Raw genomic sequence first — 13,518 nt, 5'->3', positions numbered from 1 at the left:
ATTTCAGAGGAGATCTTACTAGTTTGACGCGCAGTCTCTTAAGACTTTTTCGTCTTAATGAATCGCTTGGCTGCCCCTTCCTTAGTCACCTGTTGTGCTCGGGTTATAGCAAAGGCCCCATCTGGAACACTTTTACTGATAGTTGACCCTGCAGCTACGAATGCGTCATTGCCTACTTCAATTGGAGCAATCATTTGCACATCAGAGCCAATGAAGGAGTTCTTACCAATTTTAGTCTTATGTTTATTGGCCCCATCGTAGTTACAGCTAATAAAACCACAACCAATGTTGGTGTTTTCACCAATTTCAGCGTCACCGACATAACTTAAGTGCGAGACCTTCACACCTTTTTCAAGCTTTGATTTTTTCACTTCAACAAAGTTACCCACCTTGGCCTCTGGACCAATATCAGCACCCTGACGAAGACGGGCCATCGGGCCAATTGTGGCCTCAGAATGAACAAGAGCACCTTCAAGGTAACTGTGAGCGAGAATTTCTGCCCCATCATGAACAATACTGTCTCGGATGAATGAGCCAGTTTCGATTACGACACCGTTTCCGATTTTGGTTTTTCCAAGTAAGGTCACACCCGGATAAATGACTGAACCAACACCAATCGTAACATCTTGATCAATATGAACAGAATCCGGGTTTAAGAACTCCACACCATCAGCGAAGAGCTTTTTTAGCTTTTTAGCTCTGAACAACTTTGTCACGTCGGCCAGTTGCTCCAGGGTATTAATCCCTAAGAACGGAACTTCAGTGGGAAATTTCACCGGCTTCACTGAATATTTATTTTGGAATAAATCGGTAAGATAAAATTCGCCAGATTTATTATTATTGGAAATTGTTCCTAGTACTTCTTTAACGTGAGACGTTTTTAGAATATACACTCCAGAATTCACTTCAGTAATTTTTCTTTGTTCAGGGGTAGCGTCTTTCTCTTCAACAATTTGAAACCCAGTTTGACCATGAACAATTCTTCCCAATCCTGTTGGATCATGGGCCTCAAATGTAGCGGCCACACCCACAAGATTTGGATCTGCTTTTAAGACCTCGAAAAGTTTGTTGAATTCCGCAACTTCCAAGAGTGGAGTATCAGCGCAGGCAACAAGAGTGTAAGTATAGTTCCAGAAATGAGGAAGATCGTTGAAACAAGATTTCAAAGCGTCAGCGGTCCCATTCTGCTGTTTTTGCCAGGCGGTTTTTAAGTATTGCTTTTGATCATGGGTATTTAGCCATTCTTCAAGTAACTCTTTCTTGTGCCCAACCACTAATCCTATCTCTGCTTTCAGAGAGGAATGAGAGGCAAAATTAAGAGCGGCATCGACCACATATTCCAGTAGGGGTTTTCCTGCAGCTTTCGCCAGGGCCTTTGGGGTCTCAGTTTTCATTCTGGTACCCTTACCAGCGGCCAAGATTACTATACCGATTGAGTCACTCATAAAAAACATACCTTTTTGATCAAAAAAAATAAGTAATGAAAATCATGAAAATTTAAATGAAATAGCTATGAGAACCTTAGTAATTTAAGCCGTAACATTTGAATTTTCTTTATAAATATTTCTTCATTTTAGCGCAAATTTCTTTAAAGCGCCCCTTTAATTATCCCGATTTAGCTTTTGTAAATCTTCACGGAAGAGACATACGCTAGAGGAGACAATGTATGGTAACGAATTATGAGGGCGAAGCGATTGAGTTCAAGGAAACGCTCCCTCTCCTGCCGGTTCGCGATCTTGTAGTATACCCTTTTATGATCCTGCCCTTATTTGTGGGTCGCGAGACATCCATCAAAGCAGTGGAAGAATCTCTTAACAACACAGACAGACTGATTCTTCTTTCTTCACAGAAAGACATTACAGCTGAAAGCCCATCACCTTCAGAAATCTATGAGATGGGAACAGTGGCAATGATCATGCGTATGCGCAAGCTACCGGATGGAAGAATTAAAATTCTTATCCAAGGTCTGGCAAAAGCTCGCATTAAAGAGTTTGTTGGCACAGAACCTTTCTATCAAGTGAAAGTTGAGAAAGTTGAAACTCAACCAGTAACAGCTGCACCAGCAACGATTGAAGCTCTTGCTCGTACAGTAAAAGAAAATCTGGAAAAAGTTATTTCTCTTGGAAAAGTTCTTTCACCGGACATTCTTATGGTGCTTGAAGATATCCAAGACCCGGGTCGACTGGCCGATCTAGTTGCCTCGAATTTAAATCTGAAAGTTGCTGAAGCTCAAAAGGTACTAGAGATCCTAGATCCAGTAGAGCGTCTGGGCCACATCAATCAAGTTCTTGTAAAAGAACTGGATGTACTGGTTCAACAAGCGAAACTTAAGGCCAATAATAAAGATGATCTTGCCAAGAACCAAAAAGAGTTCTTCCTACGTGAGCAGATCAAGGCCATGAAACAAGAACTGAATGATGAAAATGGCGATAAGAACGATGAGTTCGCGGAAATCCGTGAAAAACTTATGGCGAAAGCACTTCCAGCAGATGCTGAGAAAGAAGCGCTTAAGCAACTTGGTCGTCTGGAAAGAATGCATCCGGATTCTTCAGAAGCAAGTATTCTTCGCTCTTACCTTGAATGGGTAGTCGACCTTCCTTGGTCAGAAGAATCAAAAGAAGTGACAGATCTTCAGTACGCTAAAGACGTTCTGGATGAAGACCACTTTGATCTGGAAAAAGTTAAAGAACGTATTCTTGAATATCTTGCCGTTCGCACACTTAAAGGTGCCAAGGCAAAAGGGCCGATCCTTTGTTTCTCAGGTCCTCCAGGTGTTGGTAAAACTTCCCTTGGTAAATCAATTGCAAAGGCCACTGGTCGTGAATTCGTAAGAATTGCTCTTGGTGGTGTGAAAGATGAATCAGAAATCCGCGGTCACCGTCGTACCTACGTAGGTGCCATGCCAGGTCGATTCATCCAAGCGATGAAGCAATGTAAAACAACAAATCCAATTATCCTTCTCGATGAGATTGATAAACTTGGTTCGGACTTCAAAGGTGATCCTTCATCGGCCCTTTTGGAAGTTCTGGATCCTGAGCAGAACTGCACATTCAGAGACAACTATCTGAATATGAACTATGACCTCTCTAAGATCATGTTCATCGCAACTGCCAACATGCTTGATCAAATCCCAGGTCCTCTTCGTGACCGTATGGAAGTGATCAACCTTGCTGGTTACAGCCAGGAAGAGAAAGTACAAATTTCTAAAAAATACCTCATTCCAAAACAAATGGATGAGCATGGAATCACTGACGAACACATTGAGTTCCATGATGAAGGTGTTGAATTTGTCATCTCAGGTTACACTCGTGAAGCGGGCCTTCGTAACCTAGAGAGACAAGTGGGTGCTCTTTGTAGAAAAGTGGCAAAGAAGATCGCTTCTGGCCATGGCGACAAGACACACATTCTTTCTGCTACGGTTGAAGAGCTACTTGGACCGGCGATCTACTCACACGAAGACTCAAACGAGTACGATGAAGTGGGCGTTGCTACAGGTCTAGCTTGGACGGCCGGTGGTGGTGAAATTCTTCATATCGAAGCAACTAAGATGAAAGGTCGCGGTATCACGCTGACGGGTCAGCTTGGTGACGTGATGAAAGAATCTGCTCACGCGGCCATGGGCTTCATCCGCAGCCACGCAGCTGAACTAGGAATTGAAGATAAGTTCTTTGAAGAGAACGAAATTCATATCCATTTGCCAGCAGGTGCCATCCCTAAAGACGGTCCTTCAGCAGGTATTACATTAGCAACAGTAATCACATCGCTTATCACGAACACTTACATCAGTAAGGATATTGCGATGACTGGTGAAATCACTCTTACTGGTAAGGTACTTCCAGTGGGTGGTATTAAAGAGAAAGCTCTTGCGGCCATGAGAGCAGGCATTGAAACAGTGATCATCCCTTGGAAAAACCAAAAGGATGTCCTGGAGATCCCGGCCGCATACCGCAAGAAGCTGAACTTTATTCCGGTGAAGAACATTCAAGAAGTGCTTGAGATCGCTTTAGTAGACTGGAATCGTCAACTTGACCTTGACCAGACGAAACGTAAGGACGAGAAGACCAGCAAACCTCGTACAAAAAACGACCAAGTCGCCGCATAAAAATAGGGGCCCTCTTTGAGGGCCCTTTTTCTTTTCAACTCTCTCAAATTTGATATCCTAGTCTGCATGAGTGACAAAGCAGACATTAAAGTTGTTATCGTGGACGATTCCGATTTCTCCCGCAGCATTATTCGAAAAATGCTGACAGAAGAAGGCATCGAAATTGTAGGTGAGGCCAATGGCGCTGAAGCGGCCCTTAACGTCATTAAGTCAAAGAAGCCAAATATTGTGATCACTGATATCGTGATGCCGGAAGTGAGCGGAATTGAACTCACAGAAAAAATCACTAAAAATTATGACGATATTGCAGTGATTGTGGTGTCCTCATTGTCTCAGGAACACATTGTGCTTGAGGCAATCGGTGCCGGGGCCAGTGACTTTATTGCTAAGCCGATTCAAAAACAACAACTCATTGATTCATTGGAAAAAATTATTACGCAAGATTAAAAACATTGGCGGAAAACATGGACGTTTCTAAACCGATTGAGCTCGCGAGAATTTCTGAAATTAAGATCCTTCATAATGTAAGGCTTATCCATAAACTGGATCTGAACCCTATTTACTCAAAAGATAATCTGAGAGTGCAATTTGATATCAGCGGAGAAATTCGTGGCGGTATCACTTGTTACCTTTGTCTTGATGGGCATGAACTCACTCAAGCAGAAAGAAATTATATTCTTCCGCTGTTTGTGGAATCTATGAACATTTTGATTGGCCGCCAGATCACACTTGATGAAGAACTGAGTCACTTTAAAATTAACCTGTCATCCCCTAAGCTCAGTATGATCGCTAAAGAGATTAATACCTCGCTACGTGCACTAACTCAGAAGTATGACCTGGAACTAGAAGAACAAATTTTTAACGTCCTGATTGAATATAATCTCCAGGCCCTGAACTAAAGGTATTAAATGAAAACAGCTTTTAAGATCGTAGGTCTTCTTTTTGGATTCCTGCTTTTCCTTACGATTGAAATTAAGGACAAACCCATTTTTGCCCACATTTATGGGGTCATTTCTCCCGCTACTCAATATGCTCAAAATGCGACAGAGGACTTCTTCTCTCGCTCGGTGGATAAAACAGAAAATTACTCGAAGAAACTGTTTGATAACTCGGTTCCAAAAGTTAAAGATTCTGTGAAATCGAAGTTGGCCGCCCAGAAAAAGATCTTGATCGAGGAACCTGCGGAAAGAATCACAGAACAAGAAAAAAAAGAGCTAGATGCTTTAATTAAAAACCATTAAAAAAGGCCCCATCGGGGCCTTTTTATTTTACTGTGCAGATGCTCTACTGCGACTTTGGTTTGTTTTCGGTTTTACAGTTTTAACAATTTTCTCACGGCTCTCGTTCATTGCCGGACAATCGGTCTCTACTTCACCTGCCATTGATACAGAAACGATACACATACAAACGATAAAAATAAGTGCTTTCATAAAACCCCCTCGAGTTTTGATATTTGCCATTTAATATCCAAGTCTCGTGCCAGTTTTAAGAGTGGTAAATGAGTGATTTTAGGAAGGGCGATTGTGTAAAGATTTTCAGGGTGTCTAACAAGTAGACACCCTGGAAAATTGAAGATTACTGAGCAGTAGCTGTAGATTTAGTCTGAACCTTCACTGCTTGAGAGCCCGAGTTAGCTTTCGGATTATTTCTCTCATTACGTTCGGCCATCATAGGACAGTCAGTTGCTGTCTCACCTAGTTCGCTTTTATCTTCAGCGAAACTGATGCTAGTTAAAAATGTAAAAACAAGAGCGAATGCTAATAGATGTTTCATACTTCCCCCTAGGAAATGAATCTATACACCAGTTAGTGAAGCAATCAGCGTGCCAACATGTAATGGATGTAAGTGAGCGAAATGTGTTCTAGGAGTGTTAAAACTTCAGACAGGTCGAAAAAAGTGTCTAACAGTTAGTCAAATTTTGAAATTTAATGAGGACATACTTAAAACAAAAAGGCCCCTGCGAGAGGGGCCTTCTATTCGGAAAAATGCTTTTAAACGAGATTATTGAGCTGAAGCTTTGCTCTTACCGTTCTTCTTAGGAGCGGCACTTGCTGTGCTTCTGTCGTCTTTGAATTGAGTGCTGTTGATCATCGCACAAGAGTTAGCGCATCTTTGAGATGGACACTTGTCTTCTGCCAGACAGTTTTTATATTCAGGGCTGGCGTTCTCACCAACCATGGCTTTCTCGTTAGCAAAGGCAGAGGCAGAAACGGCAATCATTAGTGCGAAAAGTATTTTCATATAAATCTCCTTACATGTTTAAATTTACGCCAGCAGGCTTAACGATCGTTAGAAGGTTTTGGAAAGCTTGAGTTACCTGAAGGGCCATCTTGTGACCGGCACTCGATTCAACTTTCTTGATTTCTCCGTAGTTATCGTAAGCAACATTGATTTTACCAACTTTTTCCATTTCGATTTCAACTGGCTTGCCAAGAGCATTGTATTTGAAAGCAAGTACACGACGTGAGCTTGCAGACTCTTGATCAACCATCTTAGAGATCTTGCCTTTTGTATCGTAGATCAGGAACACTGTTTTACCTTGGTTGTTGGCGGCCTTGACCAGGTTCCCTTTCGGATCGTATTCGAAATCAGTTGTACCTTCGTTGTTAACAACTTTTTTGATCTTATTGATCTTCTCGTCGTACTCGATGTTTACAAAGTCACCCTTCGTAGAAGACTTCTTTGTAAGAAGACCTTGAGTATTGTATTCAAAATTTGTCACGTGATTACCACGAGCAATTTTGATTGGAAGAGAGTTATCACCGTAGATCGTGTCTGTTTTAATACCGTTGATCTCAGTTAGAATACGGTATGTGTAACGAGAACCATCTGCTTTTGCCTTGATTTCGTACTCGTAACGATTAGCGACCGGCTTACCGTCAAAACCAGGCTTAGTTACAACTGTCCAGTAGTGATCATCCGGTTTCTTAGGATCAGAACCATATTGATACTTAGTGCTTTCACCATTACGGTCCACAACACTTGTTACGAAGAAAGTCTTCTGATCGTAACCGATGGCCAGTTTTGTTTTATCAGCGTAGCTAATAGAAGTTAGGTTGTGAGATTTGTCATAACCAAACTCATAAACGTTTTCACCGATATCTTTTGAGTAAACAAGATCTGAGTCCTGATACTTATAAAGAGTCTTCTTATCACCGGCAGACCAGATTTCTTTTACCATGCCATCTGGATACCAAGAGAAGAAAATTTGCTTGGCCTGTGAATCTTTGATTGAATCAAGATTACCGTTCTTGTAGGCGAAAGAAATGAAGTAGCCAGACTTGTCTGCCATCTTCACTAGTTGACCTTCGTTGTTGAAGAAGTCTTGCTTACCATCGCTGTGAGAACGACGGTAACCTTCCTTTGTCACAGAAAGCTCTTGAGGACCACGATCATTTGAATAAAGAACTGTGCCTGGAGCTACAGCGGCCTGAACACCGAAGTTCATAGCATATGTGTGACGAAGTTCAGCGTTAGTTGCCAGTTTCTGAATAAGATCAGCTGCCGCTTTCTCAGTCAGTGCCGTTTTCTTTTTCATCTCAGTAACGATTTTTGTAGAGGCCGCAACGGCATCTACTTCTGTCTTAGGTGTGAAACGTGTCTTAGCACCAGAGCCGTGTTCATGCACAATGACTGAACCGTCTGCTGAAACTTCAAGACGTGTTTCATATTCACTACCCCAACCAAAACCGAACCAGCCGACTTCAGTTGATTTAGAGTTGTAGGTACGGGTGATTTCTAATTTTTTACCACCGCCCGGAACCACAATGTCCGTGTATGAAATGTAAAAGTTTCCGTTCTTTAAATTCACTCCAGCATGAGCAAACGCTGCTACCATGAGAGCAACGAGGGCCAGAGCGAGTCGTTTCATAAACATCATATTTCCACCTTTTTCCAGACAGTTACATCCGTTATAAGTATCGGTATATTTACCACTAAACTTTAATATTAATAATCTTCATAATAATCCACATTCCCAGAGCTACCATGCCGCAAATAACGATCAAAGCGATCACTCCTAAAACGGTACCAAACAGAAGAGGAAAATAGTCCGGGTCTCCACTACCGAACATCAGGATCATGGCGAACGGCATGGCACCGATGATGTAGGCCTGGATCTTACCGGAAGCCACATATGTGTCGATTTTCAGCTGAAGGCGAACACGTTCACGAATCACAAGCACAATAGTGTCGAAAACTTCGGCAAGATTACCCCCGGTTTCGCGCAAAATATTGACACTCGTAACGAACATCTCGTTGTCTTCTGTATAAACTCTTTTCTTTAGGTTCTCGAGGGCCTCGTCCAATGGAACACCGATCTTCGCCTGCTGGAGAACAAGATTAAATTCCTGACTGACAGGCGGAGGAAGTTCATCCACCACCATACCAATCGCCTGAGGCATGGTTAGACCAGCACGCAGACCATTGGCGAGAAGGTTAAGAGCATCCACCATCTGGAGTTGATATTTTTTCTTTCGACGGGCCTCAAAATAATCCACAAGAGGTCGAGGTGATTTCCATCCCAGAATTAAAACTGCAATTCCTGCGATTGTTCCCAGTAGCAGTTTTCCAATGAAGGCAAGAACACAAAATACCAGGATGCCCATTCCGAATGACATCGCCAGAAGTCCAATGGTGATCTTGTTCGGATCAACTTCAATGAACATAATTTCAAATTTTTTCAAAATGTAATCACGGGTACCGTAGGTCTGATCATCAATCCAGGCAAAGAGCTTCACACTGTTTACGTAAGCGTAAGCAAACACCGCCAGGCCAATTCCGAGTAACACCCCTTTAAGACCAAGCACGTCCAACCAGAAATCAACCTGGCGTTTAGGTGCGACATCCTGAGCATGAGCCTGGATGGTGGCCGCAAAAAGAATGAGTGAAACAAAAAGCTTTCTCATTTGTTAATGAATAATCCTCTCGGAACTTTGTAACCTTTTTTCTCAAGGGTCTCGATGAACTTAGGAATAAACCCGGTCGCCATGAATTTACCGACGATCTTCCCTTCTTTATTCATCCCTTCCTGCTTAAAGACAAAGATGTCCTGAAGGGTCACCACTTCACCTTGAATACCGCCAATCTCCGTAATGAAGAGACACTTACGTGAACCATCGTCCAGACGAGACTGTTGAATAATCATATGAACCGCAGAAGCGATCATTTCTTTAATTGCCTTCTGTGGAAGACCTGCACCAGCATACTGAACAAGTGTTTCAAGACGGGAGATGGCATCTCGTGGAGTGTTCGAGTGAACAGTCGTCATTGAACCATCGTGACCAGTGTTCATGGCCTGTAACATGTCCAGAGTTTCACCACCTCGACACTCACCCACCACAATTCGGTCCGGACGCATACGAAGGGTCTGTTTCACCAGACAACGAATATCAATTTCGCCATCACCCTCAAGTGAAGGTGGGCGTGTTTCAAGACGTACCACGTGATCTTGCGGGAAGTTCAATTCCGCCGAGTCCTCGCAGGTAATGATCCGCTCGTTCGACTGAATGAATCCACCCAGCATGTTAATCAGAGTTGTTTTACCGGAACCGGTACCACCGGAAACCACGATATTTCGGTGAGCTTCAACTGAGATTCGGAGGAAGTCCGCCATCTCTTCAGTCATGGCACCAAAGTTCACAAGATCTTTATAAGTCAGACGCTTGTCAGGGAATTTACGAATGGTGATACAGCAACCATCAATCGCACAGGGTGGAATGATCGCATGCACTCGGGAACCATCTGCAAGACGAGCGTCCACGTATGGAGTTTTTTCATCAATACGACGGCCAATCGGTGCCACGATACGTTCAATAACGTTCATCACCTGACGGTCATTGGTAAAAGTGATTTCAGATTTCTTCACTTTACCTTTTTGTTCATAGTAGATTTTCTTCGGGCCCACCACCATGATCTCAGAGATGGATTTGTCGGCCAGCATATCTTCAAGTGGTCCAAGTCCTAGGGCCTCATCAAGAATTTCCTTCACGATGCGGTTCATATCATCACGAGTTGGGAGAATATTTTTAGTGTCTTCTTTACCTAGAAGCTCAACCACCATCTTCTTCGTTTGCTCACGAAGAATGATCTTGGCCTTGGGATCGTTATCATCTTGTTTCTTGAGGTCCATCTCTTCCACGAGAGATTTATGAATACGACTTTTTAATTCAGTCCAATGGTCACGTTTCTTTTCATCCGAAGCGCCATTCTCACCGTTCGCGGAAGCACCATTGTTGGCCTTGGACCCAGCGTCTTGTGGTTTCGTGAGTTTCTCAAGGGTCTTCAGAACATTTTTCTGAATCAGTTTACGAGCACAATCTACGACACCTGTTCCGAATGGTGAGTTCTTAGCACCAACAACCACCGGAGTTGAGCGTGAAAGAGCGGCAATACAACTTGCATCGTCACGGGGAATGGCATGGAAGACTGGTTTACCAATCTGCTTACCAATCACATCCGGACTTACCGGGTGACCATTAACTGCTTGGTTCACCAAAATTTGAATCATGTCTTTTGGAAAAAGCATGGTAAGTAAATCGGTGTACATACGCTTACACTGGTTCACCGCCAGAAGATCCGGCGAGGCCACAATGAAAATCAGCGTAGAGAATTCCATCGCTTTAAGAGCGAGAGGACTCAATTCACTTCCGGCATCAATCACGATCACCGGATAAATATTGACCATCGCCTTTAATGCTTTCCCCAAACCTTCTTCATTGACCTGGTTCGCAGCAATGGGCTCAGTCGGCATTCCAATAAATGAAATGCCCGCCTTATGATCGGCAGTGAAAAGTTGAATGGAACGAGGATCAATTGCACCAGAGAACTCAGAAAGTTCCTTAACGTTCTTTTTAGACTTCAGACCGGTGATAATGTTTTGATCACCACAGGCCTTTTGGTCAAAATCTAGAAGCAAGGTCTTTGCTCGAATTTCTCCCGCATAGGCAATGGCAAGGTTGGCCGCGACTTGGGACTTCCCCACGCCTCCCTTACCACCGATGACTGTTATAATATGTCCTGGCATTACTACTCTCTTCTTCTAAATTTCTTCCTGATCTCTTCTGAACCTGCTGATGCTGATTCGATAATTTCAGGGCTCACAAAAATGACGTATTGGCTTTTATTAGTTCCATAACTTTTTGATCTAAAAAGTCTGAATAAAGGGGTACCACCACTAGTTCCGCCACCTGCGGGCTGAACGGGAGCTGGATCATTCCCGGTATTATCGTAATCGGTCACAGATTGACTTTGGACCACACCGCCGATCGCCGCCGATTCTTTTGATTTAAGAATTAAATTGGTGTTAACCGAGTTCGAGGTCACAATCGGAGTACTACCACTCGTCACTTGAGTGTTCACACTCATGTTAATTCCGAGTTCGATTTTTTCTTGTTCAAGAACTTTTGGTTTCACGTTCATGGTTAGACCGACCTTGGCCTCCGTGGCCTTAGTAAAATCTCCCGATCCAACGGCAAAAGGAATTGTTGTCTGTTTATTGATGTCTCCACCTTGCTCAAATCCATCACGAACGATGACCATCCCAGATTGGATCACTCTTGCGTATCCTGCATTTTTAGCGGCATTGAGTTTTGGAAAAAGATTTGAAATTGTGGCACTCAGTGTTCCGGAAGAAGTAGAAGTCACGTTCCCTGATTCAGTCTGCCCGAATGAGATTTGTGAGCTGTCTTCACCCATTAATGGCGCCCATTTAAAAGCGAAAATTTTGTTGTAACTTTTCGACAATTCCACAAATTGCGACGTGATCTTCACCATCTTAGGTGCAGGCTGCGGATCCTTCTTTTCGTTTACCGCGATGAAATCAATAATGTCCTCTGATTGCGGAGTCGCATAACGGTTACTGTTGGCAGAAAGGTTAATGATCTTCGGCGGAAGATAGGCCTTCGCAATGGTCACTGCCAGTTTCTTTTTATCGTTACTGCTTACAACACCTTCCAGCCAGTAGACCTTGTTTACCACACGAACCGAAACGTCTTTTAGATTATTTTTCGCCAGTTCATCACTCATCTTACGGGCGATCACTCGCTGAGTTTGAGGAGAGAGTTCAATCAGAGTCAAAACGTCCTGATAGTTTGCCAGAACTTGTGAAACTCTCCCGATGTCATCCGGTACAACAATTTCTCCACCTACGAAGACCTTGCCACCTTTAATCCCGATCTCAAGACCTTCCACATCACCGATGAGTTCACGAAGTTCAGAAACCGTATTTGACTTACCAGTGGCGGTCACGACCACGGTATAACGAAGACGAATGTCACCCAGGTTGTCACGAATCAGAACAGTTGTTCTTCCTGGTTTAAGACCTTTAAAAATAACTTCTTTCTTTTGCGGCACTAGCACCAATTTTAAAAGCTGGTCATTACCAATAGTCATCTTGGTGCTGTAATCGAAGTCGAGTTTTTCAATGGCATCAATCCCCATCGCCACTTCCAGTTCTTTTTCAGCAACTGGGGCCCCACTTGAACTGCCACCTGTAGCAGTACTTGTCGTCGGTGCTGACGTAGCAGAGGTGTCCTGGCCCAAGGCCAGAGTTGAAAGAGTCAGGAGTAGTACAAGAACAAGAAATCTAACGGCCACCGGCTCCGGTCCTTTTTGTTTCTTTTGCCATTTGTTCGGCAAAGTAGGTCTTTGCTTCGGCCGCATCTTCACCTAGAACGTCATAGAGACGAGTGGCACTGATACGCTCAATGGATTTATCATCGTTGTTTCTAAGAGAAAGACTGATCCCGTTACCGGCCGAAACGAGGAACACCATTTTCTGAACTTCAAATGGAGTAAGCTCCAAAGTCACAGTGTTATAGTTTGTGTAGTTATTGAGCTTCATTTGGCGAGTATCATTTTCACTCTTGATGTTCACGATCGGCACAGAGTTCGTCACAAATAGACCCGTTGATAGAACCAACACGTCTTGAAGAACTGTTTTTACTTTTAGTCTTTCTTTTTTACCGGAAGCATAGTCAACCAGAGCAAGCACATCCACACGGTCACCCGGTTTAAGTAATCTACTCACGGCCGAATCTTCGGTTACACGAATGGAAAGCGCACGTTTTCCGATGGAGATTTGTCTCGATAATCCTGATTGAGCACCAGGATAAGTCACTCGAGGAACAGTAATTTGTTCACCTTTTTTAATCGGTACGGCGGCGATGGTATTATAAAGATCTTCCACACGTTTGAAGTGTCCCGGCATTTGGAACTTCGAAGGAACGTTAATCAATTGAACTTTTCTATCGTCGATGATTTCAAGTTCTTTGATGTCTTCTTTTGCCACAACAACTGGTGTTTGATTTCCGTATTCACTTTGAAGTTCTGTTTCACGACTAGAGATATATGAATAGATCATCAACACAGCGACTGCTGCTAAAATTAGACTGGTAGTAAATGCCCGGCTATTCATT

At 43.2% G+C, this 13,518-nt stretch carries 13 protein-coding genes; 4 read left to right on the top strand and 9 right to left on the bottom strand.

Annotated features, from left to right (window positions below):
* Positions 1–38: 38 nt before the first annotated feature.
* Positions 39–1,445: a bifunctional UDP-N-acetylglucosamine diphosphorylase/glucosamine-1-phosphate N-acetyltransferase GlmU gene (glmU, locus tag ACJVC5_RS06390; protein WP_408098539.1), complete on the bottom strand. Its 1,407-nt coding sequence runs from the start codon at positions 1,443–1,445 to the stop codon at positions 39–41.
* A gap of 221 nt (positions 1,446–1,666) precedes the next feature.
* Between glmU and lon the strand changes: the two genes are divergently transcribed.
* The 4 genes from lon to ACJVC5_RS06370 all read left to right on the top strand — a co-directional run bounded on the left by lon (position 1,667) and on the right by ACJVC5_RS06370 (position 5,343).
* Positions 1,667–4,102 carry an endopeptidase La gene (gene lon, locus ACJVC5_RS06385; RefSeq protein ID WP_408098538.1) on the top strand — a complete coding sequence of 812 codons (2,436 nt, stop codon included), beginning with the start codon at positions 1,667–1,669 and terminating at the stop codon, positions 4,100–4,102.
* Positions 4,103–4,168: 66 nt separating this feature from the next.
* The gene (locus ACJVC5_RS06380; RefSeq protein WP_408098537.1) at positions 4,169–4,549 is read left to right on the top strand and encodes a response regulator; all 381 of its coding nucleotides are present in this window, start codon (positions 4,169–4,171) and stop codon (positions 4,547–4,549) included.
* Between the two features lie 17 nt (positions 4,550–4,566).
* Positions 4,567–5,001: a hypothetical protein gene (locus tag ACJVC5_RS06375; protein WP_408098536.1), complete on the top strand. Its 435-nt coding sequence runs from the start codon at positions 4,567–4,569 to the stop codon at positions 4,999–5,001.
* Positions 5,002–5,010: 9 nt separating this feature from the next.
* On the top strand, positions 5,011–5,343 hold the full coding sequence (locus tag ACJVC5_RS06370; RefSeq protein WP_408098535.1) for a hypothetical protein: 333 nt from the start codon (positions 5,011–5,013) through the stop codon (positions 5,341–5,343).
* A gap of 27 nt (positions 5,344–5,370) precedes the next feature.
* Here ACJVC5_RS06370 and ACJVC5_RS06365 read toward each other — a convergent pair whose 3' ends face one another.
* The 8 genes from ACJVC5_RS06365 to cpaB all read right to left on the bottom strand — a co-directional run bounded on the left by ACJVC5_RS06365 (position 5,371) and on the right by cpaB (position 13,517).
* Complete coding sequence (locus ACJVC5_RS06365; RefSeq protein ID WP_408098534.1) at positions 5,371–5,532, bottom strand: hypothetical protein; 162 nt, start codon at positions 5,530–5,532, stop codon at positions 5,371–5,373.
* Positions 5,533–5,677: 145 nt separating this feature from the next.
* Positions 5,678–5,875: a hypothetical protein gene (locus ACJVC5_RS06360; protein WP_408098533.1), complete on the bottom strand. Its 198-nt coding sequence runs from the start codon at positions 5,873–5,875 to the stop codon at positions 5,678–5,680.
* Between the two features lie 228 nt (positions 5,876–6,103).
* On the bottom strand, positions 6,104–6,343 hold the full coding sequence (locus ACJVC5_RS06355; protein ID WP_408098532.1) for a hypothetical protein: 240 nt from the start codon (positions 6,341–6,343) through the stop codon (positions 6,104–6,106).
* 10 nt (positions 6,344–6,353) lie between these two features.
* A complete protein-coding gene (locus ACJVC5_RS06350; protein ID WP_408098531.1) occupies positions 6,354–7,973 on the bottom strand; it encodes a DUF6531 domain-containing protein in 1,620 nt (539 codons plus the stop codon).
* 64 nt (positions 7,974–8,037) lie between these two features.
* Positions 8,038–9,009: a type II secretion system F family protein gene (locus tag ACJVC5_RS06345; protein WP_408098530.1), complete on the bottom strand. Its 972-nt coding sequence runs from the start codon at positions 9,007–9,009 to the stop codon at positions 8,038–8,040.
* The gene (locus ACJVC5_RS06340) at positions 9,006–11,126 is read right to left on the bottom strand and encodes an ATPase, T2SS/T4P/T4SS family (protein ID WP_408098529.1); all 2,121 of its coding nucleotides are present in this window, start codon (positions 11,124–11,126) and stop codon (positions 9,006–9,008) included. The genes ACJVC5_RS06345 and ACJVC5_RS06340 overlap by 4 nt, the downstream gene beginning before the upstream one ends.
* Before the next feature lie 2 nt (positions 11,127–11,128).
* Entirely contained in the window at positions 11,129–12,697 is a 1,569-nt protein-coding gene (locus ACJVC5_RS06335; protein WP_408098528.1) for a hypothetical protein, read from the bottom strand.
* On the bottom strand, positions 12,687–13,517 hold the full coding sequence (cpaB, locus tag ACJVC5_RS06330; protein WP_408098527.1) for a Flp pilus assembly protein CpaB: 831 nt from the start codon (positions 13,515–13,517) through the stop codon (positions 12,687–12,689). Before cpaB ends, ACJVC5_RS06335 begins: the two co-directional genes overlap by 11 nt.
* Position 13,518 lies beyond the last annotated feature (1 nt).

Origin of the sequence: Peredibacter sp. HCB2-198, from assembly GCF_045999315.1 — a bacterium.
Classification (GTDB): Bacteria; Bdellovibrionota; Bacteriovoracia; order Bacteriovoracales; family Bacteriovoracaceae; genus Peredibacter.
The sequence above is the reverse complement of the archived record's forward strand: the minus strand, read 5'-3'. Positions and strand labels throughout refer to the sequence as shown.